The organism is Bacillus sp. CH_70 (assembly GCF_038007045.1).
GTDB lineage: Bacteria > Bacillota > Bacilli > Bacillales > Bacillaceae_G > Bacillus_A > Bacillus_A cereus.
On sequence record NZ_JBBOWL010000001.1, the window covers coordinates 3,253,964 to 3,279,672 of the forward strand.

The window sequence follows — 25,709 nt, forward strand, 5'->3', positions numbered from 1 at the left end:
TCCATAATCATAACATTTTCTTTTTATATGATTCAATATCTACTCAAAATAAAAAAGAGCAGTTCACTGCTCTATGAACTACTCTTCATTCCATTTCTACAATTTTTCCTCGTATAGTGTAATTCTATTTGAAAACGGATCAATTACAGTTAATTCAATTGTACCCCAAGGTGTTTTTTCTATATTCGGCTTCGAATAAGCATATTCTTTACTTAATAATACAGAATGATAATCCTTTACATCATCTATTTTGATCCGAATCGCACCACCTGGTGAGGCATCACCATGATGTTCTGATAAATGTATCACAGCATCCTGTAACGAAATTTGCAAATATAATGGCATATTTTCCTCATACCGATGTTCCCAATCCAGTTTAAATCCTAAAAAACCTAAGTAAAATAGTTTTTCTTTTTCAATATCAAAAATTCTAAATATAGGTGTTATCATTTATACTCTCCTCCTATTTATAAACATCTGCTGCCAATTCTCTCAAAACATCCACGTTTACTACTTCATAGCATCCATCGTTCTTCTTTATTATCTCTTTATCACAAAAAATATTTAATGTTCGCAACAAATGCCGATAGCTCGTTCCTAACAATTCCGCTATTTCCGTTAAATTCCCACTAAATACAATTCTATTTTCATGCTGAACTGCTCGTTCCCCTGCTGCTAACATGTAACTCGCAAGTCTATTTTCAAGCGGATACAATAAATTAATTGTACTATTTTTTGAAAGTCGATTTAACTTATGTGCTAACGATCCACAAATACATCTTAAAAATTTCGCATCATGAAATAGCTGATTTCTCACTTTTCCTAATGGTAAACCAACACAATATGAATCTGCCATTACTTGTACATTTGAAGTAATCCTTTGGGAATGAATTAACTCCACATCTCCAAGTAACTGCAAACTATCATAAAAACACAGTAATACGGATTTCCCGTTACTTAATGTGTTAAACGCTTTCGCTTTTCCTTCAACAAAGAAATATAAATAATCTATCTCTTCATTTTCTCTACAAATAAACTCATTCTTTTTAAAAAATATAAGTTCCATATATGGCTTCATATCATGACTAAAAAATGAATCAATATTATTTTTCTTCATATACTCTGCTAATTTAATAGAATTACATACTTTCTTCATAGTTCCCCACCTTTACAACTCATCCCCATTGTAATCAAAATTTTCTTCTTCCACTATGACATATGTCATAACAATACACAATTTCAGCATGATACAGTCATTACAAATATGAAATACAAAGGGGATATTACATTGTATAACTTTCTTTCTGTCTTTATTGGTGTGCTCATCGCCGTTATGCTTCCATTGAATGGGATTTTATCTGAGTTAATTGGCAAGTACACAGCAAGCGTTGTCATTCACCTTGTCGGTTTAATTGCAGTTATTTTCATTTTAATCTTAAACAAACATAAAATTCATTTCGATAAAAGTATTCCGCTTTTTTTATATAGCGCTGGAGCGATTGGAGTATTCACTGTTCTTTTTAACAATATAAGTTTCTCCATCCTTGGTGCCTCTATTACGATCGCATTAAGTTTACTCGGCCAATCCATTGCTTCCATTATTATTGATCATTTCGGCTTATTAGGAATGAAAGTTGCAAAGTTTGAAAAGAAAAAACTAATTGGATTATGTTTCATCTCTTCTGGAATTATAATCATGACAATTTATTAATGGGGGCAAGAAAATGTTATATATTACGATCGCTATTTTAGCTGGTGTTTCTATCGTTGTTGCTAGAATTATTAACGCGAATTTAGCAAAGGAAATTGGAAACTGGGAAGGCACGTTTTTCAATTATATTACTGGATTATTTTTCTCTATGTTATTTTTAATTTTCAGTTCAGATTCATTGTATATCCCTATTCATAAGTTGCAATCTATTCCTATCGCCGTATACTTAGGCGGATTAGTAGGCGTTATCGTTATTTCATTATCCAACTATATTACTCCTAAAATATCAGCCTTTTATTTAACATTACTCATCTTTATCGGACAATTATTTGCGGGGACTATTATTGATTTCTTCCTGACAAATGAACTCTCAATTGGTAAAGTTATTGGTGGCATTTTCGTATTAATTGGGCTCACTTACAATTTACTCATAGATCGCCCGATAAAAACTGTGAAGCATAACCAAGTTCAACTATAATACTTTACGCTTAACTATCATATATTAATAGAAAAGCTCTTCACACGAAGTAATAGAGAGGAGAAAATCCTATTAAAAAAATTTTTTTATTGCTAGGTAGCGTATTAATTCTTTCTGGAATTGCATGGTTTATAAACTCGGGAAAATCTATTCAAGATCTCTATACTGCAAATAAACCGAAAAAGAAAGCTACTATTATTTCAAGCTCGCGAGATCCAAATGAGCCCCCTGTTTTTTTAGGAAAACAGGAAATAAAAGATATACATGTAGAATCAATTAAAACAAAACAGGATATCTTTCTCACAAAAACAGATGAATTAAAAACGTTTATTAACAGTATGAATACCGCAAAAAAAGGTAAATTAACATTAGATGAAGAAGGATCAGACTTAATAGATTGTGATATGTGGATTACTTTCGAGGATGGAACTTATAAAAAATATTTCATATGGGTAGTTGATCATCACAGCAGCGAAGTGATGATTGCTCAGCAAGATACTCCTGATGATGTAAACCTTACGTACTATCAATTAAATGAAGATAGCTCAAAAAAGGTTTATAACTTATTCAAAAAAATTATTTAAACGAAAAAGTCATGAGCACGTAAGCTCATGACTTTTTGCATTATATATATTCAGGGAACACTTTACATCCCTTTTCCTGTTCTATATCATGACCAAAGAAAATAATTGGCTTCTCTTTCATCACAACTTCTTTTAAACGTTTAATTGAAGATAAAGCTAATTCCGAATCAAATCCCGCGAACGGCACTTCATCTTCAAAATTTTCTTTCGTATAAGATGCATCAATCGTTAATAATACAGGACCGGATTTTTCTGTCTCAATTAATAGCGACTGATGGCCTGGAGAATGACCTGGCGTATACAATAATTGAACACCTGGTACCACTTCATAATCCCCTTCAATAATTTTATAGTTCAAATGCGGTAATATACATTCTTTCATATATTCTTCTCTATGAAGTGCTGCCTCATATTCCGTTCGTTGCACAATAATCGGTGTATTTGTAAAAGCACCGTTTCCTCCTGCATGATCAAAATGTAAGTGAGAACTAATAATATATAAAAGGTCGTCCGGCTCATACCCTACACGCTTTAATATATTCACGATTCTATCTTCTTCAGTCATTTTCGGTAAAATCTGTCCTTCAACAAATGTACCGTTAAAAAGCCCTTCATTATTAACTGCACTTTCTGGCATACCTGTATCTACTAAAATAGGCCCCTCTTCTGTCTCCAAAAGATAACACCATACAGGTAAGTTCAATAAATTCCCCGGCGCGAGTGTACTATTAACAGAAGAATGATCTAACATACAACGACCTGCTGGGATGAAATAAAGCTTCTTTACTGTCATTATGTATCCACCTTTACATTTAGTTTTGGATAAAGTAATACAGTAAAAAATTCTTCTTTTTAGAAATAAACTCCTTCTAGACTATCAGTACAGCTTACATAAAAATGAAACATTAAAACCGATTAACGCTGAAAACTTAAAGAAAGCACATGCACTACTTGAAAGCGGGCACACCATTGGAAAAATCGTATTAGAGAAATTTTAATCATGATAGTGACAGATAGTATGTAAAATTATATTAACGATTTTTCGAATATATCTATCATAACGTACAATATATCAACGATTTTTCAAATATATCTATCACAAATCAAATTATATCAACGATTCGTCAAGGTATATCGATTTATCGACAAATAGCAACAATAAAAAAAGGCTGTTCCAGATGAACAGCCTTTTCTTTATTTACTTGAAATCTCTTTATTATTTTGAACGTCTAACGGAGCTCGCTTTCCTATTCCAAAAGCATAGAAACTAATTGTAACGATAGCTAAGAAAATAATACCTACAACTAAAGAAATACGAGTATCATCGTTAAACCACATTCCGATTAATACCATAATTAAAAAGGCAATCGTTAAATAGTTTGTTACAGGAGCAAATGGCATTTTGAACGGATGATCTTTCATCTCTGCTCCCTTTTCTTTTCTAAAATTAATTTGACTAATTAAAATGACAAACCATGGTACCATACCAGGGAGTACACTCGCACTATATACGTATACGAATAAATTTTTCGGTGCGATGTAACTTAAAACAACACCAACCGCCAGACCGATAATTACGCCAACTGTACCGAATAAAGGTACACCATTTCCAGAAAGTTTCGTGAAATATTTCGGTGCTTGTCCATTTACACCTAACGTATAAAGCATACGACCAGCACTATAAATACCACTATTACAACCAGACATTGCTGCTGTAATAACAACAAAGTTAATAAGTCCAGCTGCTGCCGTAATACCAACCTTCGCAAAAGTTGCTACGAACGGGCTACCAATTGTACTTAATTGATCCCACGGATATACAGTTACAATAACAAAAATAGCACCAATATAGAATATTAAAATACGCCAAATTGTACTTTGAATCGCTCTTGTAAGTGTCTTCTTCGGATTTTTCGCTTCTCCAGCAGTAATTCCGATTAATTCCACACCTTGATACGCTCCAACTACAAGTGATAATGCAAAGAAGAATCCTGAAAAACCACCTGTAAAGAAACCGCCATTTGACCAAAGATTTGATATACCAATCGCTTCTCCGCCGTTACCAATTCCAAAGAAAATAAGTCCAAATCCCGCAATAATCATTAATAGAATCGTAACGATTTTAATCATCGCGAACCAAAATTCAAATTCGCCAAATGACTTAACTGAAATTAAGTTAGCTGCACCAAGAATAACCATTGCGATTATACCTGGTATCCAAGCTGGTAAATCCGGGAACCAATATTGCATATACGCTCCAACCGCGATAATTTCTGACATCCCAACGATAACCCACTGGAACCAGTTACTCCACGCTGTCATATAACCAGCTAGTGGATGAATATACTTATGACCGAACGTCGCAAATGAGCCTGTACTTGGCTCCATATACAACATTTCTCCCATGGCACGCATGATGAAGAATATGAAAATACCTGCAATTGCATAAGCAAGCATTACTGACGGACCTGTCCATTTAATTGTGCTGGCTGACCCCATAAACAAACCAACACCAATCGTTCCGCCTAAAGCAATCATTTGAATATGACGTGCTTCTAAACCTCTTTTCAATTCTTTGTTTGCCACTTCACTTCCCCCTCTTAGATGATTCATAGCCGCATTTTAACACAAGATGCTTTCCCCTAATTCCTTTCGGCCCTGAAAATGATGAAGCAAACGTCATTTTACACTAGCTTTAAAGCTATCCTAAAATCGTTTTGTGCTCCTAATAAAATTCTCAAAACCTTTCATCTTCCAATATTCTATAAATATTAAAATTACTTACCTTATATTAATTCATTAATCTGAAAAATTCAATTATTTTTTCAATAAATTATTATACATAATTCTGATTAATTTTTAACTAAATTAACAATAAAATACATCTATTCAATATGATTCCGGCATGTATATTATTACAATATAAATAACAGAGGAGAGCATTTCTTCCTCAGTTTCATATGTCAAATACTTCAACCTTTATAGTTGATAACGTAATTTCCCACACATTCGATTTATATACCAATGAGAAATTTAATATATTAATAAACTACTAACTTCTTTACCCCAGCCAAAATATAAAAGAGCCTCATTTAAAAATGAGACTCTTTTACGATTTCATATTTAAACCGATTTCAAAGTTTGCTTACCAAAGATAAACACCCTAGTAAACACTGCCATTATAACTACAATAACTAGAAAATAAAGTGGCATCACTAGTAACGAGCCCGTATGCAGTTGACTCATTCCCCAAATTGTCATCGTTACAATTACATAGTATCCTAAGCTAAACAACGCTCCAGCTGTACCAATGACATCTTGAAAATCTACTAACGCTAAACTTAAGCAGTTAGGTAATGCTACTCCAATTCCTAATAGCAATATAAACATCGCTATTAAAAATACAACCATATATATTACATTTGGATTTGATCCAACAAACGTAATTACAGATAAAAGGATAGCTCCTCCTGTCATTACGAGACAACCGATATATATAATTTTCTCTGGTTTATAAGTAGCAAGTAAACGTTTTGAAACTTTCGCTCCAATAATAGAAGCAGAAGCAACGACAATTCCTAGAAATCCATACATACTAGGCGATAATTGAAAGTAATCAATAAAGATAAACGGCGCTTCTGCATAATAGCTAAATAAAACACCATTCGCTCCTCCAATTAATAGACCGTATGTTACTACTTTCGGATTTGTAATCAACCGTTTTAAAACAGAAAACACATTTATTTGATTCGTTACTGAGTCCGTCTTTGTTTCAGGAAGAGAAACAAATGTATACAGAAAAATCCCGACACTCATAACTACTAAACTTAAAAATACTATTTTAAATCCAAACATTTGATCAAGAAAGCCACCAATTAACGGTCCTATCGCTGGTGTAAAAGCAATGACTGCCGAGATTTGAGCAAACATAACATGCCTCTTATGCCCTTCTACACTTTCACGAAGAATCGTTTGTGTAACCACGGATCCTGCACTTGCTCCAAACGCTTGAATAAAACGACTTACCAATAAAACTTCAATGGAATTTGCAATAAAGCATAAGAAACTCCCAACGCCATATATTACAATTCCAAATAACATTGCTGGGCGACGGCCAATTATATCTGATAGCCATCCAATAAAAAATACACCTAAAGCAAATCCAGCAAAATACAAACTAAGTGTTAACTGCACCTCATTATTACTTACATGTAACGCCTTTGAAATGTCCGGTAAAGACGGTGTGTAAATCGTTTCACTAATTTGCGGAAATGCGACAAGAATAATCATTAACAAAAGTGATGGTACTGAGACTTTTTTCATTTTTCATACCCTCCTATAACTTTGAAAATCTCAGAAATAAAAAGACTTTCCTTAGCTACGGAACAGGAGGGGCCATTATAGAAATCCGGTCATAAAACAACAAAGAAAACACCTCAATTACGTATGTTAATACTTATAGGAGGGTAATATTAACATCGATTTTTAAATATACTTTTTCAATTATATTACATATTACTTTTATTTTTCTAGTATTAACGTTCAAATGTTCTTTTTATATTAGTGAACAACTAATACACACCATAGAAGATAACTACTTGATATAACCACCTTATTATGGAATAATTAGAAATAGTTTGAATATATAAACCCAATTATAAAATGATAGACTCATATATTCCTAATGTCATAAAGCTGAACAAGTAGGAGGACTTTCGTAATGATTGAAATTTTAAGGACAGTAGTCAACTTTCTAATTTCTCTATTCTCAGGAGAATTACCATTTGTATATTATGTATGGATTATTACCCTATTCCTAATTCAAATAACCCAATCTACTCTAAACTATAAACTCTTTGACAAGAAAAACAATTTAAGCACTTATATATCGGAAGGATTACTTGCTTTTATTATTTTATTGTTTGGAGGAATATTAGTATCTAAGTTACTTGCTTACATAATAGACGATCCTACTATTAGTATGACGAATTTAACACATTATTTTGTTTCTCTTATCATATTAACTATATTTGTCGTAATAACCTGTGTTAAAGACTTTATAGAGACATCTATAAAGAATAAAAATATATCTCTTTTGAGCTTTTTAGTAATTTCCTTCATAACAAGTATACTTTCATTCAAGTTTTTATCACCTTTAATTGAAGGTTCTTTTTCTCTTTCTAAATCTTTTATCACCACTTTAATCATTCTTGTAACTATATCAATCCCTCTATTGATTTCCTTAGAGGATAAGTATGCAGACGAAAAGGAAACGGAAAATTTATAGTTTCTCATTTACATAAAAGAAAGAGGGAGCTCCCCTCTTTCTTTTAAATCATCCCTTTTAATATCAATCCTAAAACTGACATTATTATCGCACTAATAATAATTCGCAAAATCCAAGTAGTGTTTGTACTTATTTTTTCTAATTGCTTATTGATTGTTGCTATATCTTTCTCATTAATAGTAGTACGCGTTTCTAAATTTCGAATGTCTCTCATCATTTCTTTTTGCTCCGCCTTGAGACTGTCAATTTTAGCGTAAACATCTTCCATATATTCACACCCTCTGTTCATCTTAATAGAAAAATCTATATATATTATGAGACAACCCTCTTACCTGTGAATACATTGCGTATATCCGCGTACCAAATTATTTGTACAATCTAATTGAATTACTCACATGTTTCCATTCTTCTATTTATAAATTAGCGTTAAGATAGATTAAAATTTAAAAAGGGACCCCTTGCTTATTTAACAACAAACAAAGTGCAATCCTACATTCGGGAGCACATACGATAATTTCTATTGTTTTCATCACCATTTTCATATTTACAACGCAATATAAATCCACTTTTTGAACTGTTTAAAGTATACTAATATGAATATGAAATAGCTGTATTGATAAACTCTCTAGAACAATAAATATACTGGCTGAAACGGATCTATATCCAATATTTTTTCCAGTAACATGAATGGTTATTTCTGATAAATACGTTTGTATATCATTGTTTTCAAAAATTTCATCCTCAACCTTTACAATATCTGCTTCACAATCTACTTCTTTAAAAGTTTTCAATAATTTTGTTTCCAATAAACTACAATCAAAATTCTCATCTTTTATTACGGCAAATTTAACCTTCATATCGATTTCCCCATTTTTAACAAACTAAAATCATTAAATCAATATAAATATATATTATCCTATTAAATAATTCAAAATATACGCTTCTTATGTACATTATTAAAAATCAGTTCTAAAGAATTAAATTCAAAAAGAAATTACATAGTAGGCGTTCCACTAATCTTTGGTATAATTCGTCTCTTACTTATTTTGCTCATTGCACTTTTTTATTTTCCTCACTATTTCAACTGAACTTTCTGTAATAATACATATTTCAAATAAATTATTTCCTTTCACTCATACTTTTATCATTGAGTTTTTATTCACAAATTCGTAACACATACATATGAGTTATCATGCTAAAATTAGTTTATTCACAAGAAGAAGTTATTCTTAATAAATCAATAATTTTTAATACCCTGTTTAAAGCCTTGCCCCCCTGCAAGGCTTTTTCCTATTTAACTAGAGTAGTAGTTTTCGTTATGCTTCTCTCCCCCCCTTGTTCCTTACCCTACAAATAATACTGCATGTTTATTTTAATTTTTCAGCATCCGTACTCGCTCTGTTCGAGAGCTCTTTACCAAATATTCAATCTAATGATAAAATTGACCAAATTAATATTTTCGTCCATAACTGTATCAAAAAGTACACTAAAGAAAAATAGCACTCTCACGATTAAGTAAACGCGAGCTTTTTCTTCTATCTACTTACTATTTAAGGTTAATAGTTTAGTAACAAGATTTAAAAATTCGACTTAAATTCATTGATGAATGGAGAGGTTTATATGAAATTAAAAGACAAAGTAGCAATCATAACTGGTGGTGCAAGTGGAATTGGCGAATCTACTGTTCGTCTTTTTATCGAAGAAGGTGCAAAAGTAGTTATTGCTGACTTTTCTGAACGTGGAAAAGAACTATCAGATGAATTGAATGCACATGGATACAATACGTTATTTATTAAAACCGATGTAACAAAAGAGGCAGATATTAAACAGCTAATTCATGAGACAGTAAGTACATACGGTAATTTAGATATTATGTATGCCAATGCCGGCGTTGCTGATGATGCACCGGCAAACGAATTATCCTATGAAAAGTGGAAAAGAACTATTGATATTAATTTGTCTGGGGTATTCCTTTCTGATAAATATTCGATTGAACAATTTCTTAAACAAGGTACAGGTGGTGTCATCGTTAACGCTGGTTCGATTCATAGTTTTGTTTCATTACCTACCCCAACAGCATACTCCTCTGCAAAAGGTGGTGTGAAACTATTAACTCAAAATTTATGTACTGCCTACGCTAAATATGGAATACGTATTAATGCGGTGTGCCCTGGTTATATTGACACCCCTTTACTAGGTAGTGTTAATCCTCAACAGAAAGAATATTTAGCTTCACTTCATCCACAAGGCAGACTTGGAACACCAGAAGAAGTCGCTAAAGCTGTCTTATTTTTAGCAAGTGATGATGCTAGTTTTGTTAACGGTACAACACTTCTTGTTGATGGAGGCTATACTGCACGTTAATTTTTAAATTTTGAAGCACCCTAAAAAATATATAGTCTTCAACAAGAAAAAGCGCCATCACAAGTGACGGCGCTTTTTCTATGTAAGAGCAACTAGAAGATATCCTTCTAGCCTACTCCCATTTATAAGTCCAAAACTGTTCAAGTTGCAGCCATTTTAATGTTGCTGCATCTTTGTTTTTTATTTTTGCATGCGTGTCTTCAAGCATTGCTTCTGTTTGTGAACGGTGCGCACCTAGTGCCGTTAATTTATGATCAAATACTTCACTAATGTTATTTACAACATCCGGTTCTCCTAATACTGCCTCACGATTTTTCGTAATCGCAACAGCATGGATAACTGGGCGCTCTTCTTTTGGCATACGTGATACAGCGCGAACGACAGCGCGGCCAAATGCATTATGATCTGGATGTACACCGTGCTCTGGATAAAATGTAATAATTCGAGATGGATTTACTTCTTGAATGATTGCTTCAATTTTGTCAGCAACGAAATCAACATCTTCAAATTCTAACGTTTTATCATGGAAGCCAAGCATTCTTAAATCTTTAATGCCCATCGCTTCACAAGCATCTTTCAATTCTTTCTCACGGATATTTGGGATCGTTTCACGGTTAGCGAATACGTTCTTACCCATGTTACGTCCCATTTGTCCTAGAGTACCACATGCATATGTTACAGGTACTCCTTGATCTGTTAATAAGCGAATTGTTCCTCCCGCAGCATATGCTTCATCATCTGGATGCGGAAATACAACAAGTACATGTCTCTCCATAAGTTTCCCTCCTTCTTACTTAAATGGTGTTAAGCTTAACTCAAGTGCAACTGCTAGACGACCTAAATTATCATGTCCAGCTAGTAATAAACGCTCTTGACCATCTACTTCCCAGTGCGTAATACCTTCAGCATATACCCAACCATGATCCATTTTTAGACCAACTCGGTATGGATTTGTTCCAGTTATCTTCCCGCGTTCAAAACGGATAATTGCATTTCGAATGAAAGCACCAACTGTCATCATCTTTTCATTTATGTGTGATGCATACGCTCCGTTTGTCGTTTCTAAATGAATATATACATCTTTATTTACAAAACGTTCAATTTCATTTTGAATAAGAGAACTATCTTTTACTATTTCCATCGGAATTCACCTCTTTAAACCATTTTACGCAAAAATAATGTAAATTGCTATCTCTATATTAGAGGACAACGCTCACTTTTCCTAATAATTTGCACTGTGTTTTTTATATTTTTTATATGATATGTAAAAAATACATTTTTTCCTTCACTTTGTTAAATAGTTTTCTTTCTTTTTTGAATTTGCTACAATATATTTTATCCCGTATTATTGCAGCGAGATACATTTCGACAATTGAATACATAATTTAAAGAAGGTGACATGATTGGAACAGTCAGCACATGAAGTAGCAAATTGGCAATATTATTTTGCAATTGCCGTATTTTTAATCACGTACGGATTTATTATTTCTGAGAAATTGAATCGTGCTGTAATCGCACTATTCGGTGCTGCTATTATGATTATTTTTGGAGTTGTAGATTTACATACTGCTTTCACATCACATATTCAATGGGAAACGATTACCCTTTTAATTGGGATGATGATTCTCGTACATATTACGAGTCAATCAGGCGTCTTTGAATTTGTGGCCATTAAAGCGGCAAAAGCAGCTGGCGGAAAACCGATTCGCATTTTATTATTACTATCCCTATTAACTGCTGTCGGATCAGCATTTTTGGACAATGTAACGACTGTTTTATTAATCGTTCCTGTTACATTATCCATTACACGTATTTTAAAAGTAAATCCTGTGCCTTATTTGATTTCAGAAGTGCTGTTTTCAAATATAGGCGGAACAGCAACATTAATCGGTGATCCACCTAATATTATGATTGGATCAGCAAACAAGCATTTAGACTTTAACGCCTTTTTACTTAACTTAGCTCCAATCGTAATTATTATTTCTATTGTGACACTTGGCATTATTTACTTCATGTACCGTAACAAACTAAAAACAACACCTGAACAAATCGAAAAACTAATGGCATTAAACGAAAAAGATTACATTAAAGATCAAAGCCTCCTTTTAAAATCTATTTCGATTTTAGGACTAACTATTTTAGGCTTCGTACTTCATTCGATTATTCATGTAGACGCTGCTGTTATCGCGATGACAGGCGCTACACTTCTTATGTTAATCGGCGTGAAAGAACATGATATTGAAGATGTATTTGCCCACGTTGAATGGGTAACCATTTTCTTCTTCGCCGGACTATTTGTTCTCGTTGGCGGGTTAATTGATATCGGACTTATCTCTTCACTTGCAAAAGAAGTAATCGGCGTAACAAACGGTGACATCGGATTCGCAGCTATACTGATTTTATGGGTATCTGGCATCGCATCTGCGACAATCGACAACATCCCATTTGTCGCTACGATGATTCCTCTTATTCAAGACTTAGCTATAGGACTCGGACTATCTGTCGATTCTCCGCAAATCGAAGTACTATGGTGGGCGTTATCTCTTGGAGCTTGCTTAGGAGGAAATGGAACGCTAATCGGAGCATCTGCAAACGTAGTCGTTGCTGGTATTGCAAAACGTGAAGGACATGCTTTCTCTTATATGGACTTCTTAAAAATTGGTTTACCATTAACTATTGTTGCACTCTTGTTATCACATGCTTATATATATTTACGTTATTTAATGTAAAAGTTGTATTGCATGAAATTATATCGTCAAATCCAAAAGGTTTGCAGCATCGTGCTGCAAACCTTTTTTCATCACCAAAATATACCGATAATTGCTAACCCACCTAAAATCATACCACCAATTTGTCCGACAATTGTTGGTGATAATTGAACACCTTTTCTCACTTCAACAACTGGTCTTTCGTGCCTTAGTTGTTGCACTTCGCTTTGCAGTTGATGTACACTTCCGTGTAACTCTTTAATTAGTTCCTTTAATTCAGCGACCTCTTCATTTACTGGTTTTGCTTTTTCTAAATTCATTTTACATAACTCCTTATAAATTCAATCAGTTCACTGTGAATTTTCGCCAATTATCATTATATCTCCTGCATACTACATATATAATATTGAATGTATTCGCTAATCTTGCAACCCTATCCATTCATCCCGCAATATCCCCATAATGATACGATCAAAACACTTCCCATCTCTTTGAACCGCTTCTCTCATACACCCTTCCATCTGAAAACCTATCTTTTTATACAACGCAATGGCTGCTTTATTATAAGAAATCACATCCAGACCGACGCGGTGTAAATTCAATTCATAGAAAGCATATTTTAAGATAAGATGGATTGCTTCTCTTCCATATCCCTTTCCTCTATCATTTGCATCTCCTATACCAATGGCTAATAAACCCGTTCTGTTATTCCACTCTATGCCATGAATTGCAACAAAACCAATTAAGCGATCATCTTGAACTGTCCTTAACATGAAAGAAACACTATTCGATCTCCGTCCCTTTAATAGCCCATCACTTGCTATTTCTTGTATCGATTGCGGGAATGCTACATCTGTATCTACATTCCTTAAATACTCACTATCTTCTTGCCACATAGCCATTACTTCAGCATCTGCTTCTCTAATAGCTGATAATTTAATCGTTTTATTTTGAAAAAGATTCATTGTCATTTCAAACTCCCCCTTTTTTAATAACAGGGATAATTATTAGCCTATTTATCCCCTTATTCTATAAACTGCTTTATACACGGGATACTTACAATAAGCGCTGACATTGGCACATCTCCTCTACACGAAATTAACTTCATTGTATAATTTTTCGTTTATTCTAACAATAATAAAAAGCCCTCCAAATTTAGAGGGCCTTTCCTAATAGCGAAACTATATTATTTCGTAAACATTTTCTCCGCTTCATCCATTGCCATTTTGTTACCTAAAGCAGAATAGTCAAGCCATGGTTGGTCATTAATAATGTATACGTGCTTACCTTTAACAGCTTTTAAGTCTTTCCAAATTGGTGTTTCTTGAAGTTGTTTAAATGCAGCTTTCGCTTTATCATCTCTATTAACGACAACGAAAATAGCATCTGCATCAAAGTCAGGTAATACTTCTTGTGAAATGACTTCGAAAGGACGGTTTCCATCAATTTTCTCTACACCATTTGCAGGTTGTAATCCTAAGTCTTGGAATAAAATTGGTCCCATCGGTCTTTTTGTACTAAATACACGTAATTCTTTTGCAGTAACGCGAATTGCCATTACTTTTTCGTTATTACCTAGCTCTTTATCTATTAAACTTTTTACTCGTTTTGATTGCTCTTCGTAATCTTGAATATATTTATCTGCTTCTTTCTCACGGTTTACAAGTTTACCAACTTGTTTTAAATGATCTCTCCACGTACCTTCATCTAAATTGAAAGAATGTGTTTTTGCAATTTTTTCGTATTTCGCTACATCTTTACCAGCATATTTTTCATCAACATAAATGTCCGTTGGCTTTAATTGAAGTAACGCTTCCATATTCGGATCTGTTACAACACCAAGCTTCTTCGTATCTTTCAACTTCTCTTTAGCGTGCGGTAAGAAATCTTTTAAATCTCCACCAATAACAGAACCTACTGGTGTAATTCCTAATGCAAGTAAATTATTTGTTAAATGAATGGACATAGAGGCGATTTTTGGATCATTACTTTTTTCCGTTTTTTTCGTTGCCTCTTCATTAGCTTTCGTTTGACCACATGCTGCTAATACTAAAATACACATCATGCTAAATAAAATAATAAGTTTCTTTTTCATATGTTCTCCTCTTTGAAGTATTTATTTTGTTTTTGTAAGTAAATAAAGAAAATACGGTGCTCCTAATGCCGCCACTACTACACCAGCTGGAATAGAGTTTGGCTCAAATATAGAACGACCTATCGTATCTGCTAGCACTAAAATAATCATTCCGATAATGCCAGCTAAAGGAAGAAAGTCTTGATATGTAGTACCTACTAACTTCCTTGCGATATGCGGAGCAACTAAACCGATAAAACCAATTCCTCCTGCCATCGATACACTCGCGCAAGATAATCCAACCGCTGTAGCTAAAAGTAGTAACCGTTCTTTTTGAACAGAAACACCAAGCCCTGCTGCTACACTATCACCTAGTGACAATGCATTTAACGTTTTAGATTTTATCCATGTATACGGGGTTAGTATGAAAATCCAAGGTAATAATGCAAGGACATGAATCCAATCCCTTCCCCACACGTTACCAACTAACCATCTAGAAGCGAATGTATACGTCTCATCATTTAACTTGAGAGAGAAAAATAACGAAATCGCACTAAATCCAGCTGAAACAGCAATACCAACGAGAATAAGTCTAATAGGAAGTAAACCTTTTGACCGATCACTCGCCAGTATAATAATTAAAAATGCAGCTAGTACTCCCCCGCCAAATGTAAATAACGGTATTAAAATCGATGCATTCTCATTAATAGAATGAAAGAAAGTAACGAATATAATTAGCCCGAAAGATGCACCTGCATGTAATCCTAAAATACCAGGGTCTGCAAGTGCATTACGTGATAACCCTTGCAAAATCGCACCGGAAATCCCAAGGCCAATACCGGCTAACATTGTGATTATTATTCTTGGCATACGATAATCATATAGCACGGTCTCGCTCTCAAAATCACCATAACCGAAAAGCGTTTGAATTACTTTGAGCGGTGCAATGCTCAGTGTCCCTGTATTTAAACTAATTAAAATGACAGCGATACTAATACAACCAAAAATTGTAGTTACAGTAATGGCTCTCTTTTTATCTGTGTTCAAAAGATCCTTCACTTACAACTCCCTCCCAACTTTACGTGCTATATAGAGGAAGAACGGAACTCCAACAAGAGCTACCATAATCCCTATCGCAAGTTCCTTAGGAGGATTTACTGTTCTTGCCCCTAAATCAGCTACAACTAATAACATAGCTCCTAATAATGCTGACATAGGAATAATGAGTCTATAATTCACACCAACTAATTTTCTAGCAATATGCGGGATAACTAGTCCTACAAACCCAATAGAGCCAACAGCTGAAACAGATACACCTGCAAGAATGACTACTATAATCATCCCTAGTATTCTCGTTCGGTTCGTTTTTACTCCTAAATTTGTAGCAACATCATCCCCCATTGATATGAGTGAAATAGATCGCCCTAACACTATTGCAAAAATAATCGTTATAAGAATAATAGGGACTAAAAATTTCAAGTGTTCCCACTTAACCCCTGCAACACCACCAGCATACCAAAACGCTAAATCCTGGCTTAAATCATAATAAATCGCAACACCTGAACTTAATGAATGTAAAAGCGCTGCCATAACCGCTCCAGCAATCGTTAACCTCATTGGTGTTAACCCGCCTGATGTTGCTGATCCAATAACAAAAATAAGTACTGTACTTAAGACTGCTCCAATAAAGGAAACAATCATTAAATAGGAATACGGCATATGCGGAAAAAAAGCAAAACTAAGTGCTACTACAAACATCGCTCCTGCATTTATGCCAAGTACACCTGCATCAGCTAAAGGATTTCGTGTTACACCTTGCATAACAGCACCAGCAACCGCAAAAGCTGCCCCTACAACTGCTGCTCCAATTACTCTCGGGAGCCTTAATTCATAAATAATTTGGTGCTGTGTTAATTTCGGATCGTAATCCAAAACCGCTACCCACACCGTTTGTAAATGAATATCTTTTGCACCAAATGAAATGGCTAAAAATATAGATCCAATTAAACATAAAATTGTTAAGCTCATGAAACATATGAACTTAATATGTATCCAGCGGTTATTACCAGCATGTACAGTAGACTTATGTAACATGTTTCATTTCATCCTTTATATTCAGTTGTTTTTTATAATTATTTTTTATTTGTAATTATTATTGATAATAATTATCATTTTCATTTAGATATTATATCCCCACTTTTTTTAAATAGCAAACTATTTTTTTACTTTTCTACAATATTAAAATACTCATTACAATTCCCTTCTAAAACTTACAAATACATGCAAAATAGACTACTGGATTATTTTTTAAATCGTAGTATAATTATTGATTATTTTGATTTTTCCAATAAAAAAACATCGAAGGTGACACAATGTTCTATATAAAACAACTACTACATTTCACTTACGAACAAGCATTATCTTGCTTATTCCCAGTCATTATTTTCTTAACACTAGCCCTTTCAAAAATTGTTTCAATCCCAGAGTTATACCGCTATGATTTCATACTCATCGTATGCCTTCTTATGCAGTGGATTATGTACAAGACGGGTCTTGAAACAAAAGACGAACTAAAAGTAATTACCATCTTCCACCTCATCGGCCTTTTACTAGAAATATATAAAGTACATTTCGGTTCATGGAGTTATCCCGAAGAGGCATATTCGAAGGTTTTTGGAGTTCCGCTTTACAGCGGTTTTATGTATGCGAGTGTCGCGAGTTACATATGTCAAGCGTGGAGAAGGTTGCATTTAAAAATGCATCATTGGCCGAAAGCTATTTTTGCCGTGCCGTTAGGAGCTATGATTTACTTCAATTTTTTCACACACCACTTTACATACGATTTTAGATGGATATTAACTTTACTACTATTCATTGTTTTCTCTCGCACATTTGTACAATTTTCATTACAAGGCGTTACATATAAAATGCCACTCGTTCTCTCCTTTTTCCTTATCGGATTTTTCATTTGGATTGCAGAGAACATCGCAACATTTTTCGGAGCATGGCAATATCCAAATCAACGGGAAGCATGGAGTCTCGTTCACTTAAGCAAAATTAGTTCATGGTTTTTACTCGTTGTTATTAGCATTATGATTGTCACGCAGCTCAAACATTTGAAGGAATCAAAAAGATAATGCTGATTATGTAAAAACAGTTAGCCCATCACTCATTAGAGAGTGATGAGCTAACTGTTTTTAGTAATATTTTTTAAACCGTCCTTATCAAGGGAGTTATAATTTACAAGATTATAAGCAATTACACATTATGAACTGCTACTAGCAGAAGATGTTGCTACAGATGAAGCGGCAATCGTTGCCATCATGGCTGCCTGTTGTGCTTGTATGAGGACTTCTATCATTGTTTGTAAACCTGTGTTAGTAGCTTTACTTTCCTCACCTTTCTGACTTACGAACAGTTGAATAGCAATAAGAATAGTTGTATCTGTATGCCAACGGAACAATTTATCCCCCTGCAATTTTTCAATAAATGCTCGAATAGAATGAATCTCTTTTTCTCCGTCCTCGAGTAACGCTAGTAGCCCGATAGCTGGGTAATGCATCTGTTTTACTTTTACCTTTTCTTGCTTTAACAAATTCCATATATTTGTACATTTTGCAACTAATAGTTCTTCCCTGACATCCTTCTTTAGTGAAAGAATATGACTCAAAAATTGAAGATCATTCCCTTTACGCAAACCAGCTGTCGCTAGTTTCTGGTAAAGACGTTCCACTCGGTCCATAAGTGTTTCTACATGCTCTGATTGTCCTGCTAATAAAACTGCGAGCGGATAATCATTTGTACTTGTAAGAAAGAGGTGATCCTTTTTCATGCGTTTATATACTTGCATCGAACGCTGAATGTGCGCGCCATGCTGTTCATTTTCTTCTGTTAAAAGCACAGCTGCTGCGAGATAAGTAAATATACTCCGGCTAAAGCCACCAGTGACCAATTGTTCATATAAATCTAAAAACTTCCGAAAAGCTTCCTTGTAATCTGTAAAGTGAATATCTAATGTTGCGGCCACTACAAAACGATGATAAGACTTTAAGTATGAAAACATCCCTACCTGATTCTTAATATAACTACTAATTTCTAAAAAACGTCCGAGATCAAACAATTTATCACTACCTGCATACATAGCAGCAATCATCATTCCTGTTCGAGAATCACTCGTTTTCCATTTTAGTTCTCCCTTTAACTGTACATATGTATGTTTATATTGCTCCAACTTTTGCTCTAATGTAATCATAGTATTCACCCCTATTTCTAGTTCTTCTCTATTATTATACGTATATTCCATATTTAGGAATACTATAATTAATAATCACACCATAAAAATTATAAAATTCTCTTATCCTTCTTCATCAGCACCACGATGATAATCCCTAATCCTTCAAGAAGTTATACAAAAAAGGTAGATAATAATTTATCTACCTTTTTTGTATATATTATTTAACATTACAACTGTATTGCTTGTTTTATATGCAATTAAGACTAAAGAGCTTTAATAATACGTTCCATCGCTTTCATTTGCCCAATATGATCAGCTTCATGATAAAGCATCATACCGTAAAGCTCCCCTACTGTTTCCAATCCTAGGAATGGCTCTGGTAGTTTATTTTCAAATGCTTCTGCTGGAATTTCGTTAATACGTTTTGCTTGTTCTTTTAATTGAGCCGTTAACACTTCTAACGATGGTCCTTCTGTTTTCCATTTAGATGGTCGTGATCCATACCCAAACATACCTGGATATTCAGTTGGTAATTGTTTGAATTCTTTTCCAAACATGAAAACTTCTGCTGCTGTTAACACGTGACCGATATGCCAACGAATTGTATTGTTAAAACCCTCTGGCTGCGTATCCGCAGTTTTATCATCTAACGTTTCCATAAATTTAAGTAACGCCCCGCGCGTTATTTCAAATTGTTTTAAACCCACTAGTCTGTTCATTTTATCGTTCCCCTTCTTGATGTACAATTTATTATGAACTAATAATGTTCAACTTATTAAAGTTTCACCTTGTTTAATCTATCAGAAACAAATAAGAAATACATCTAATATGCTTATTAAAAATAATAAAAAGGTTCACTCCTCGTAAATATAGAATTACTTACTATGTAAATAAAAGAGGAGTGTACTTGCATGTTACATATTTTAAAACAGCAATATAATCTTATTAGCTCTACAAGAGAAACTCTATTCACATTTTTAGAAGAAATCCCATTAGAAAAATTACATAGCACTGTTCCGAATTTCGGGAGCGGTAGCATTATAAAGACACATATTCATGTAGCCGATTGCTATCGATACTGGCTTGGGTCATTCGCATTCAAGCAAAAAAGAGCAGATTTTTCATTTGCTAGCGATTACGAAATTGAGCATGCAGATGTCGCGAAAGTCCGTGCTAGATTTAAATTAGTAGATGAGACTGTACAAAGTTTTTTAAATGAATACAATGATCGTTGGCTTGAAAACATAGCAAATGAAGTGAAATGGCAAAGAGAACCTTGGAGCACAACTCCGCTATGGCTTTTAACTCATACAGAGACTCATGAGTTTCATCATAAAGGACAAATTGTATCAATGGCTCGTCACCTTGGATACAATCCTCCTGATACAGACCTTAGTTAATTCAATGGTCCATGATTACAGAAAAAATTAGAATGAATACAAAACGAGCATGTTTTGAAATCCAATCAAAACATGCTCTTAAAATATTCTATCTTACAATCTCCATATCCTCATCAATACCAAATAGTCTCCGCATAATTATAAGCATCACTATTTGGTATTGCATGTTTCCCCTGTGCTTGCGCCTTTCTTGGATCTAAGTCATATACCATTGGCGTATAGCATGATGTTTGCCCTTTATTTACAACACCATTTCCTCCAGCGCTTCCACAAGTGTATGCCTTTCCATCTGTTTTTCTAACAATCCTTGCATCAGCTTCGTTATTATAAACTGCCAGGCGAGTTACAGTAACTTTTGCCCACGCTGTCTTACACGTCGTGCTAAATTTTAATTCCACATAAGAATTTGAATCAATCCACTTCTTTTCTTTCGTTACTGCGGATTGATCACAGCTGTTATAATAAGGACTTTTCCCATCATATGAATGGTCTTCTGCGTATGCTTTATCGCTATTAGTCGTGCTAAACATACTAGTTACAACGAGTAAAGATAGCAATAAACATGCACTCGTCTTTTTTAAAAGTTTCATATCATTTCACTCCTTTATTAATAACGTGCTGTTTTCCCGTAACCATTATTAATCGTCACCGCTTCGGCATCAGCTGTATAACCAAAATCAGCAGTTAAATCAAACACCATTCCTGTATACGTACTCGTTTGTCCTGTTTTAATTGCCCCATTGCCACTATTAGAGTCTACTGATTTTTGGAATACACCATTTTTATATTTATTAATAACAGCGTAAGCATATACCCCTCCAGAAACAGAAGGAGCTGGTTGATCTAAAACAAGCTTAGACCACGCTGCATGACATTTATTACTGTAACGTAAATACACTGTCCCTACTTTTTTACTACCTTCATAAACTGCTGTAGACTTTGCATTAAATCCATCTGCATCACACGTTGTACTTCCCCCGTATACTTTCGTTGTTGCTGGATTTTTCCCGTCATAATAACTACTTAAATCAGTAGCTGCAAATGTACTTCCTTGAAAACTAAATAATACACCTATACTTGCCGCACTTAACACGCATACTTTCATTAACTTTTTAAACATTTTAAATTCCTCCTCACAATAAGTACGTATACTAAAGACAAGCTATACTGCTATGTAAGTCCTCCTTTCACGCTTCCTAGAGGCATCTTACAGAAACGAATAAACGTTGTAAATTCCCTTATGATTATTGGAATATACGAAGAATTTTACTTATCCTTGTAAGAAAAAAAGTTGAGAAATACACATTTTATAGCATTCTATATTTAAAACATAAAAGAACCAATACTTGTTATATTCAAGCATCGGTTCTTTATACAAAATTGCCATTTTTTCTTTTATATAAAATAAATATTTCTCCACTTAATCCGTTACAAAAAACTCCCTCGTTACATCAATAAATTGTCGCAGTGGCACTGTCATCCATTTGTCTTTATGCCAAGCGATTTGCGTATAAATCGGAGAGATTGTATTTTCTAAATGTAACTCTTTTATCGTCCCCTCTCGTATATCTTTTTCTACTACTATTGCTGGTAAAACGGCTATGCCTAAATCTGCAATAACACATTGTTTAATTGCTTCAACACTAACAAACTCAATTTTATTTGCTGGATATACATCTTCCCAGCGAAATAGCTCTTCAAATAAAGTCCGATACGAGCAGCCTAATTCTGTTAGTAAAAGTGTTTCACTCTCTAAATCTTTTATAGAAACTGAAGGTTGTTCAAGTAAACGATGCGTAGGAGCAGCTACTACTTTTAATTCTTCTTTCATAAGTGGTTCCACATGTAAAACATCTTCTGTTTTACATTCGTCCAAAATAAATGCAAGATCTACTTTCCCCTCCATCAATTGTTCCTTCGCATCTTTATTGGAATGTGCTGGTTTAAATATAAGTTTTATTTTTGGGAATTTTATTTTAAACCGCTTTAATATAGAAGGCAGTCTGTATGTACATTGACTTTCTTGTGCACCAATTATTAACGTACCTGCTATTTCTTCATCATCTTTCACAGCCATTTTCGCTTCGTTACTGAGTGCAATCATCTTGTCGGCATATAGTTGAAACTTCCTACCTGCTTCAGTTAAGAAAAGACGTTTTCCTAATCTTTCAAATAACGGTGTACCGAGCTCAGCTTCTAACGTTTTAATTTGCGCTGTCACGCTCGATTGAGCAAAGTTTAATTTCTTCGCAGTTTGTGTAAAGTTCAAAGTATGTGCCGCTACTTTAAATGTAATTAACTGTTTTATTTCCATTTATCATCCCTCTTTTCAATCGATATTTCCGATTGATTCCATCGAAATAATCCTCTTTGTCTATTGATATTTGTATTGTATGATAAAGAACATCTATAAACAATATAAATGGAGGTATTCCATATGAAAGCACTTTGTTTCGAAACATTCGGAGACGCTAATGTTCTACACTATAAAGAAATACACGATCCAATCATAAGTCCAAATGAAATTCTTGTCCGCACGAAAGCAATCGGATTAAACTTCGCTGATATTTATAGACGCCGCGGCGATTATCATCTTGCTGGCAATCCGCCTTATGTATTAGGTTATGAAGGAGCTGGAATTGTTGAAAAAGTAGGAGCTGACGTTACTACTATCAACCTAGGAGACCGTATTGCATTTGCGGACGTCCCATTTGCAAATGCAGAACTAGTTGCCGTTCCATCTGAAAAAGTAATCCCACTACCAGATTCTATTTCTTTTGAAACAGCCGCTTCTGTCTTATTACAAGGATTAACTGCACATTATTTAACGCACGATAGCTATCAACTAAAACAAGGTGATATAGCTTTAGTACACGCTGCAGCTGGTGGCGTCGGTCAACTTCTTATTCAAATGATTAAACTACAGGGCGGAACAGTAATTGGTCTTACATCATCAAAAGAAAAAGCAAAGATAGCTACATTAGCTGGTGCCGATCACGTATTTTTATATAACGAAGAATGGCATACGAAAGTACTTGAAATGACTAATGGAACTGGAGTAAATCTTGTATATGAATCAGTAGGTTCTACATTAGAGGAAAGTTTTAACGCTACTAAAATTGGCGGTACTGTCGTATTTTACGGAATGGCTGGTGGTAATCCTGCTCCAGTTGATCCACGTATGCTTATGGATACTTCAAAAACTTTAACTGGCGGAGACCTTTGGAACGTTCTTACCACTTATGAAGAACGTAAAAAACGATCTACTCAATTATTCGATTGGATCGCAACTGGAAAATTAAACATTTCAAATCCTACTACATTCTCTTTACAAGACGGTGCTCTTGCTCATGAATTATTAGAGAGCCGTAAAAGCACAGGGAAGATTTTATTAATCCCATAATTCACAAAATGAAAAGGAAGCTAGATTTCTCTACCTTCCTTTTCTTATTTCTATTTGAGATTTAATTATATTTCCACACTTTCTTTCCCTTTTGCAACATAACTCATATCTCCAACCGACTCGACTGTATATGTTCCATCTTGATATACAATCTTCGTCACACTAGCATTTTCCACCCCAAGTTTTGTTTTGCTACTGTCTAACATTTCTATTAAGGTAGTAATCAAAAGCCCATGAACGACAACTAAAACGTTACCGCCACCATTTCCAGCAGCTTCTTCACTAATTTTATCTATCTCAGCTTTTATACGAGTAGAAAATAATTCCCAATCTTCCGCCTGTTTTGTAGGATCTGCTACTCTAATAAGATTAATCACTTCTTGAATAGAAAACTTCATAAGTTCTTCTGGTGATGCAACGCCTGCAGCTTTTCCAACCACATCCCACATATTCTCAAGTTTTTCACCTTCAAAAATACCGAAATTTAATTCTCGCAAATCTTTTCTTTGCTCAAGTTTTAATTTTGATTGCTCACTATATTTTAATACTAAATTAGCAGTTTCAATCGCTCGGCCGCTATCACTACTATACGCATTCATAAAATGAATATCTTTTAATCCTGTTCCTAAATTTGTGGCAACTTCAACACCTTTTTCTACTAATGGAGAATCAGCCCAACCTTGCGCGCGATGATTCGTATTTAATATTGTTTTACCGTGTCTTGTAACATATAACGTAACTGCATTCTCATTGCTATCTGTTTCTCGCTTATTCATTTCATTCTCTCCCTTTACGTTTCTATATCAATTTTACCACCTCAATTATTCATTGAGCAAAATATACGTCAGTAGATCCGCTTAATAAAAAAAGCTATCTTTCTGTATATCCATACAAAAAGATAGCATCTTTTATGATTACATTTCTTAACCGTTACTCCTACTCAGCAAAAGCACTCGAATATTGTACAATTCCTTCTACACCTCGAAGAGAATTTTCTGTTAATTCCATTATCATAAATACCTCTTCAGGCACTTCAAACGGTGCTTTTATATTCCACTCACTTGCTTTCTTAAAACCAAATTTCGGGTAGTACTCTGGATGTCCCAATACTACAACTGATCCGTATCCACGTTCTTTCGCTTTTTCTAATGCAGCTACAATCAGGTTTCCACCAATTCCTTTTTTCTGATGACCCCTAGCAACTGAAACTGGTGCAAGTGCTAACGATTCTACAGAAGTTCCATCTTGTTCTATTGTAATTTTCGATAACATAATGTGACCAACTATATCTTCATCTACCGCAACAATTGATAACTCTGGAACAAACGCGTCACATTCTCTAATACGTTTTACAAGTTCATGTTCTGTTTTATCACTAAATTCTTCCTTTAAAAATGCTTCTTTTATGACTTCTTCTGTTTTTCTATAATCATTTTTTTGTTCTTGTCTAATCGTTACCATTTTAA

Annotated in this window: 30 protein-coding genes; 9 read left to right on the forward strand and 21 right to left on the reverse strand. The window is 34.2% G+C overall.

Annotation, left to right across the window (positions count from 1 at the left end):
• Positions 1 to 96: 96 nt before the first annotated feature.
• Positions 97 to 450, reverse strand: coding sequence for a glyoxalase superfamily protein (locus N2V79_RS16515; RefSeq protein WP_340720085.1), 354 nt, complete (start codon positions 448 to 450; stop codon positions 97 to 99).
• A 13-nt stretch (positions 451 to 463) separates the two neighbouring features.
• A complete protein-coding gene (gene yeiL, locus N2V79_RS16520) occupies positions 464 to 1,156 on the reverse strand; it encodes a transcriptional regulator YeiL (protein ID WP_000754830.1) in 693 nt (230 codons plus the stop codon).
• Positions 1,157 to 1,264: 108 nt separating this feature from the next.
• Between yeiL and N2V79_RS16525 the strand changes: the two genes are divergently transcribed.
• The 3 genes from N2V79_RS16525 to N2V79_RS16535 all read left to right on the forward strand — a co-directional run bounded on the left by N2V79_RS16525 (position 1,265) and on the right by N2V79_RS16535 (position 2,773).
• Positions 1,265 to 1,711 (forward strand): DMT family transporter, encoded by a 447-nt coding sequence (locus N2V79_RS16525; protein WP_069356001.1) that lies wholly within the window; start codon positions 1,265 to 1,267, stop codon positions 1,709 to 1,711.
• Positions 1,712 to 1,724: 13 nt separating this feature from the next.
• Positions 1,725 to 2,189, forward strand: a complete 465-nt coding sequence (locus tag N2V79_RS16530; RefSeq protein WP_000965811.1) for a DMT family transporter — start codon at positions 1,725 to 1,727, stop codon at positions 2,187 to 2,189.
• An 89-nt stretch (positions 2,190 to 2,278) separates the two neighbouring features.
• Positions 2,279 to 2,773, forward strand: coding sequence for a hypothetical protein (locus N2V79_RS16535; RefSeq protein ID WP_053563902.1), 495 nt, complete (start codon positions 2,279 to 2,281; stop codon positions 2,771 to 2,773).
• Between the two features lie 40 nt (positions 2,774 to 2,813).
• Here the strand turns inward: N2V79_RS16535 and aiiA are convergent, their stop codons facing one another.
• The 3 genes from aiiA to N2V79_RS16550 form a co-directional block, all read right to left on the reverse strand.
• The gene (gene aiiA / locus N2V79_RS16540) at positions 2,814 to 3,566 is read right to left on the reverse strand and encodes a quorum-quenching N-acyl homoserine lactonase AiiA (RefSeq protein WP_000216591.1); all 753 of its coding nucleotides are present in this window, start codon (positions 3,564 to 3,566) and stop codon (positions 2,814 to 2,816) included.
• Positions 3,567 to 3,967: 401 nt separating this feature from the next.
• Complete coding sequence (locus N2V79_RS16545) at positions 3,968 to 5,359, reverse strand: amino acid permease (protein WP_001284410.1); 1,392 nt, start codon at positions 5,357 to 5,359, stop codon at positions 3,968 to 3,970.
• A gap of 537 nt (positions 5,360 to 5,896) precedes the next feature.
• The gene (locus N2V79_RS16550; RefSeq protein ID WP_000757966.1) at positions 5,897 to 7,096 is read right to left on the reverse strand and encodes a multidrug effflux MFS transporter; all 1,200 of its coding nucleotides are present in this window, start codon (positions 7,094 to 7,096) and stop codon (positions 5,897 to 5,899) included.
• A 397-nt stretch (positions 7,097 to 7,493) separates the two neighbouring features.
• Here N2V79_RS16550 and N2V79_RS16555 point away from each other — a divergent pair, with 397 nt between their 5' ends.
• The gene (locus N2V79_RS16555) at positions 7,494 to 8,060 is read left to right on the forward strand and encodes a DUF5823 family protein (protein ID WP_000570038.1); all 567 of its coding nucleotides are present in this window, start codon (positions 7,494 to 7,496) and stop codon (positions 8,058 to 8,060) included.
• A 43-nt stretch (positions 8,061 to 8,103) separates the two neighbouring features.
• Here the strand turns inward: N2V79_RS16555 and N2V79_RS16560 are convergent, their stop codons facing one another.
• Together N2V79_RS16560 and N2V79_RS16565 are read right to left on the reverse strand one after the other, a co-directional pair.
• A complete protein-coding gene (locus N2V79_RS16560; RefSeq protein ID WP_000390469.1) occupies positions 8,104 to 8,328 on the reverse strand; it encodes a hemolysin XhlA family protein in 225 nt (74 codons plus the stop codon).
• A 310-nt stretch (positions 8,329 to 8,638) separates the two neighbouring features.
• On the reverse strand, positions 8,639 to 8,917 hold the full coding sequence (locus tag N2V79_RS16565) for a hypothetical protein (RefSeq protein ID WP_088024301.1): 279 nt from the start codon (positions 8,915 to 8,917) through the stop codon (positions 8,639 to 8,641).
• A gap of 763 nt (positions 8,918 to 9,680) precedes the next feature.
• Here N2V79_RS16565 and N2V79_RS16570 point away from each other — a divergent pair.
• The gene (locus N2V79_RS16570; RefSeq protein ID WP_098680002.1) at positions 9,681 to 10,424 is read left to right on the forward strand and encodes an SDR family NAD(P)-dependent oxidoreductase; all 744 of its coding nucleotides are present in this window, start codon (positions 9,681 to 9,683) and stop codon (positions 10,422 to 10,424) included.
• A 112-nt stretch (positions 10,425 to 10,536) separates the two neighbouring features.
• Here N2V79_RS16570 and bshB2 read toward each other — a convergent pair whose 3' ends face one another.
• Positions 10,537 to 11,199: a bacillithiol biosynthesis deacetylase BshB2 gene (gene bshB2 / locus N2V79_RS16575; protein WP_000439487.1), complete on the reverse strand. Its 663-nt coding sequence runs from the start codon at positions 11,197 to 11,199 to the stop codon at positions 10,537 to 10,539.
• Between the two features lie 15 nt (positions 11,200 to 11,214).
• Positions 11,215 to 11,565, reverse strand: coding sequence for a YojF family protein (locus N2V79_RS16580; protein WP_000407046.1), 351 nt, complete (start codon positions 11,563 to 11,565; stop codon positions 11,215 to 11,217).
• 262 nt (positions 11,566 to 11,827) lie between these two features.
• Between N2V79_RS16580 and N2V79_RS16585 the strand changes: the two genes are divergently transcribed.
• On the forward strand, positions 11,828 to 13,153 hold the full coding sequence (locus tag N2V79_RS16585) for an ArsB/NhaD family transporter (protein WP_340720086.1): 1,326 nt from the start codon (positions 11,828 to 11,830) through the stop codon (positions 13,151 to 13,153).
• A 71-nt stretch (positions 13,154 to 13,224) separates the two neighbouring features.
• On the opposite strand, the gene N2V79_RS16590 is transcribed toward N2V79_RS16585, so the two are convergent.
• From N2V79_RS16590 to N2V79_RS16610, 5 genes are all read right to left on the reverse strand, one after another.
• Positions 13,225 to 13,452 carry a hypothetical protein gene (locus N2V79_RS16590; RefSeq protein WP_001047304.1) on the reverse strand — a complete coding sequence of 76 codons (228 nt, stop codon included), beginning with the start codon at positions 13,450 to 13,452 and terminating at the stop codon, positions 13,225 to 13,227.
• Between the two features lie 99 nt (positions 13,453 to 13,551).
• Positions 13,552 to 14,103, reverse strand: coding sequence for a GNAT family N-acetyltransferase (locus N2V79_RS16595; protein WP_065229144.1), 552 nt, complete (start codon positions 14,101 to 14,103; stop codon positions 13,552 to 13,554).
• Between the two features lie 215 nt (positions 14,104 to 14,318).
• Positions 14,319 to 15,227, reverse strand: coding sequence for an iron-hydroxamate ABC transporter substrate-binding protein (locus N2V79_RS16600; RefSeq protein ID WP_098680001.1), 909 nt, complete (start codon positions 15,225 to 15,227; stop codon positions 14,319 to 14,321).
• Between the two features lie 21 nt (positions 15,228 to 15,248).
• Entirely contained in the window at positions 15,249 to 16,265 is a 1,017-nt protein-coding gene (locus N2V79_RS16605; protein WP_182813178.1) for a FecCD family ABC transporter permease, read from the reverse strand.
• Positions 16,266 to 17,300 carry a FecCD family ABC transporter permease gene (locus N2V79_RS16610; protein ID WP_182813175.1) on the reverse strand — a complete coding sequence of 345 codons (1,035 nt, stop codon included), beginning with the start codon at positions 17,298 to 17,300 and terminating at the stop codon, positions 16,266 to 16,268.
• 278 nt (positions 17,301 to 17,578) lie between these two features.
• Here N2V79_RS16610 and N2V79_RS16615 point away from each other — a divergent pair, with 278 nt between their 5' ends.
• Positions 17,579 to 18,343 (forward strand): DUF817 domain-containing protein, encoded by a 765-nt coding sequence (locus N2V79_RS16615; RefSeq protein ID WP_078401451.1) that lies wholly within the window; start codon positions 17,579 to 17,581, stop codon positions 18,341 to 18,343.
• Positions 18,344 to 18,471: 128 nt separating this feature from the next.
• Here the strand turns inward: N2V79_RS16615 and N2V79_RS16620 are convergent, their stop codons facing one another.
• Complete coding sequence (locus tag N2V79_RS16620) at positions 18,472 to 19,509, reverse strand: DUF4003 domain-containing protein (RefSeq protein ID WP_002041575.1); 1,038 nt, start codon at positions 19,507 to 19,509, stop codon at positions 18,472 to 18,474.
• 194 nt (positions 19,510 to 19,703) lie between these two features.
• Positions 19,704 to 20,159 (reverse strand): DinB family protein, encoded by a 456-nt coding sequence (locus tag N2V79_RS16625; protein WP_001081119.1) that lies wholly within the window; start codon positions 20,157 to 20,159, stop codon positions 19,704 to 19,706.
• A 192-nt stretch (positions 20,160 to 20,351) separates the two neighbouring features.
• On the opposite strand from N2V79_RS16625, the gene N2V79_RS16630 reads away from it, so the two are divergent.
• The gene (locus N2V79_RS16630) at positions 20,352 to 20,840 is read left to right on the forward strand and encodes a DinB family protein (protein WP_000902416.1); all 489 of its coding nucleotides are present in this window, start codon (positions 20,352 to 20,354) and stop codon (positions 20,838 to 20,840) included.
• A 113-nt stretch (positions 20,841 to 20,953) separates the two neighbouring features.
• On the opposite strand, the gene N2V79_RS16635 is transcribed toward N2V79_RS16630, so the two are convergent.
• From N2V79_RS16635 to N2V79_RS16645, 3 genes are all read right to left on the reverse strand, one after another.
• Positions 20,954 to 21,430, reverse strand: coding sequence for a DUF2690 domain-containing protein (locus N2V79_RS16635; protein WP_000771162.1), 477 nt, complete (start codon positions 21,428 to 21,430; stop codon positions 20,954 to 20,956).
• Between the two features lie 17 nt (positions 21,431 to 21,447).
• A complete protein-coding gene (locus N2V79_RS16640) occupies positions 21,448 to 21,960 on the reverse strand; it encodes a DUF2690 domain-containing protein (RefSeq protein WP_000473735.1) in 513 nt (170 codons plus the stop codon).
• 300 nt (positions 21,961 to 22,260) lie between these two features.
• Positions 22,261 to 23,154: a LysR family transcriptional regulator gene (locus tag N2V79_RS16645; RefSeq protein ID WP_000403896.1), complete on the reverse strand. Its 894-nt coding sequence runs from the start codon at positions 23,152 to 23,154 to the stop codon at positions 22,261 to 22,263.
• Between the two features lie 123 nt (positions 23,155 to 23,277).
• On the opposite strand from N2V79_RS16645, the gene N2V79_RS16650 reads away from it, so the two are divergent.
• Complete coding sequence (locus N2V79_RS16650) at positions 23,278 to 24,243, forward strand: quinone oxidoreductase family protein (protein ID WP_000645266.1); 966 nt, start codon at positions 23,278 to 23,280, stop codon at positions 24,241 to 24,243.
• A 65-nt stretch (positions 24,244 to 24,308) separates the two neighbouring features.
• Here the strand turns inward: N2V79_RS16650 and N2V79_RS16655 are convergent, their stop codons facing one another.
• Both N2V79_RS16655 and N2V79_RS16660 read right to left on the reverse strand, forming a co-directional pair.
• A complete protein-coding gene (locus N2V79_RS16655; RefSeq protein ID WP_001042044.1) occupies positions 24,309 to 25,019 on the reverse strand; it encodes a histidine phosphatase family protein in 711 nt (236 codons plus the stop codon).
• 160 nt (positions 25,020 to 25,179) lie between these two features.
• On the reverse strand, positions 25,180 to 25,704 hold the full coding sequence (locus N2V79_RS16660; protein WP_075718569.1) for a GNAT family N-acetyltransferase: 525 nt from the start codon (positions 25,702 to 25,704) through the stop codon (positions 25,180 to 25,182).
• Positions 25,705 to 25,709 lie beyond the last annotated feature (5 nt).

Coding starts and splice junctions, on each gene's coding strand:
- N2V79_RS16565 (WP_088024301.1), bottom strand. CDS start 8,917: ATGAAGGTTAAATTTGCCGTAATAAAAGATGAGAATTTTGATTGTAGT.
- N2V79_RS16615 (WP_078401451.1), top strand. CDS start 17,579: ATGTTCTATATAAAACAACTACTACATTTCACTTACGAACAAGCATTA.
- N2V79_RS16630 (WP_000902416.1), top strand. CDS start 20,352: ATGTTACATATTTTAAAACAGCAATATAATCTTATTAGCTCTACAAGA.
- N2V79_RS16580 (WP_000407046.1), bottom strand. CDS start 11,565: ATGGAAATAGTAAAAGATAGTTCTCTTATTCAAAATGAAATTGAACGT.
- N2V79_RS16640 (WP_000473735.1), bottom strand. CDS start 21,960: ATGTTTAAAAAGTTAATGAAAGTATGCGTGTTAAGTGCGGCAAGTATA.
- N2V79_RS16645 (WP_000403896.1), bottom strand. CDS start 23,154: ATGGAAATAAAACAGTTAATTACATTTAAAGTAGCGGCACATACTTTG.
- N2V79_RS16600 (WP_098680001.1), bottom strand. CDS start 15,227: ATGAAAAAGAAACTTATTATTTTATTTAGCATGATGTGTATTTTAGTA.
- N2V79_RS16620 (WP_002041575.1), bottom strand. CDS start 19,509: ATGGAATATACGTATAATAATAGAGAAGAACTAGAAATAGGGGTGAAT.
- N2V79_RS16570 (WP_098680002.1), top strand. CDS start 9,681: ATGAAATTAAAAGACAAAGTAGCAATCATAACTGGTGGTGCAAGTGGA.
- N2V79_RS16590 (WP_001047304.1), bottom strand. CDS start 13,452: ATGAATTTAGAAAAAGCAAAACCAGTAAATGAAGAGGTCGCTGAATTA.
- N2V79_RS16530 (WP_000965811.1), top strand. CDS start 1,725: ATGTTATATATTACGATCGCTATTTTAGCTGGTGTTTCTATCGTTGTT.
- N2V79_RS16550 (WP_000757966.1), bottom strand. CDS start 7,096: ATGAAAAAAGTCTCAGTACCATCACTTTTGTTAATGATTATTCTTGTC.
- aiiA (WP_000216591.1), bottom strand. CDS start 3,566: ATGACAGTAAAGAAGCTTTATTTCATCCCAGCAGGTCGTTGTATGTTA.
- N2V79_RS16650 (WP_000645266.1), top strand. CDS start 23,278: ATGAAAGCACTTTGTTTCGAAACATTCGGAGACGCTAATGTTCTACAC.
- N2V79_RS16660 (WP_075718569.1), bottom strand. CDS start 25,704: ATGGTAACGATTAGACAAGAACAAAAAAATGATTATAGAAAAACAGAA.
- N2V79_RS16560 (WP_000390469.1), bottom strand. CDS start 8,328: ATGGAAGATGTTTACGCTAAAATTGACAGTCTCAAGGCGGAGCAAAAA.
- N2V79_RS16655 (WP_001042044.1), bottom strand. CDS start 25,019: ATGAATAAGCGAGAAACAGATAGCAATGAGAATGCAGTTACGTTATAT.
- N2V79_RS16610 (WP_182813175.1), bottom strand. CDS start 17,300: ATGTTACATAAGTCTACTGTACATGCTGGTAATAACCGCTGGATACAT.
- yeiL (WP_000754830.1), bottom strand. CDS start 1,156: ATGAAGAAAGTATGTAATTCTATTAAATTAGCAGAGTATATGAAGAAA.
- N2V79_RS16525 (WP_069356001.1), top strand. CDS start 1,265: ATGAAATACAAAGGGGATATTACATTGTATAACTTTCTTTCTGTCTTT.
- N2V79_RS16555 (WP_000570038.1), top strand. CDS start 7,494: ATGATTGAAATTTTAAGGACAGTAGTCAACTTTCTAATTTCTCTATTC.
- N2V79_RS16515 (WP_340720085.1), bottom strand. CDS start 450: ATGATAACACCTATATTTAGAATTTTTGATATTGAAAAAGAAAAACTA.
- N2V79_RS16595 (WP_065229144.1), bottom strand. CDS start 14,103: ATGACAATGAATCTTTTTCAAAATAAAACGATTAAATTATCAGCTATT.
- bshB2 (WP_000439487.1), bottom strand. CDS start 11,199: ATGGAGAGACATGTACTTGTTGTATTTCCGCATCCAGATGATGAAGCA.
- N2V79_RS16635 (WP_000771162.1), bottom strand. CDS start 21,430: ATGAAACTTTTAAAAAAGACGAGTGCATGTTTATTGCTATCTTTACTC.
- N2V79_RS16625 (WP_001081119.1), bottom strand. CDS start 20,159: ATGAACAGACTAGTGGGTTTAAAACAATTTGAAATAACGCGCGGGGCG.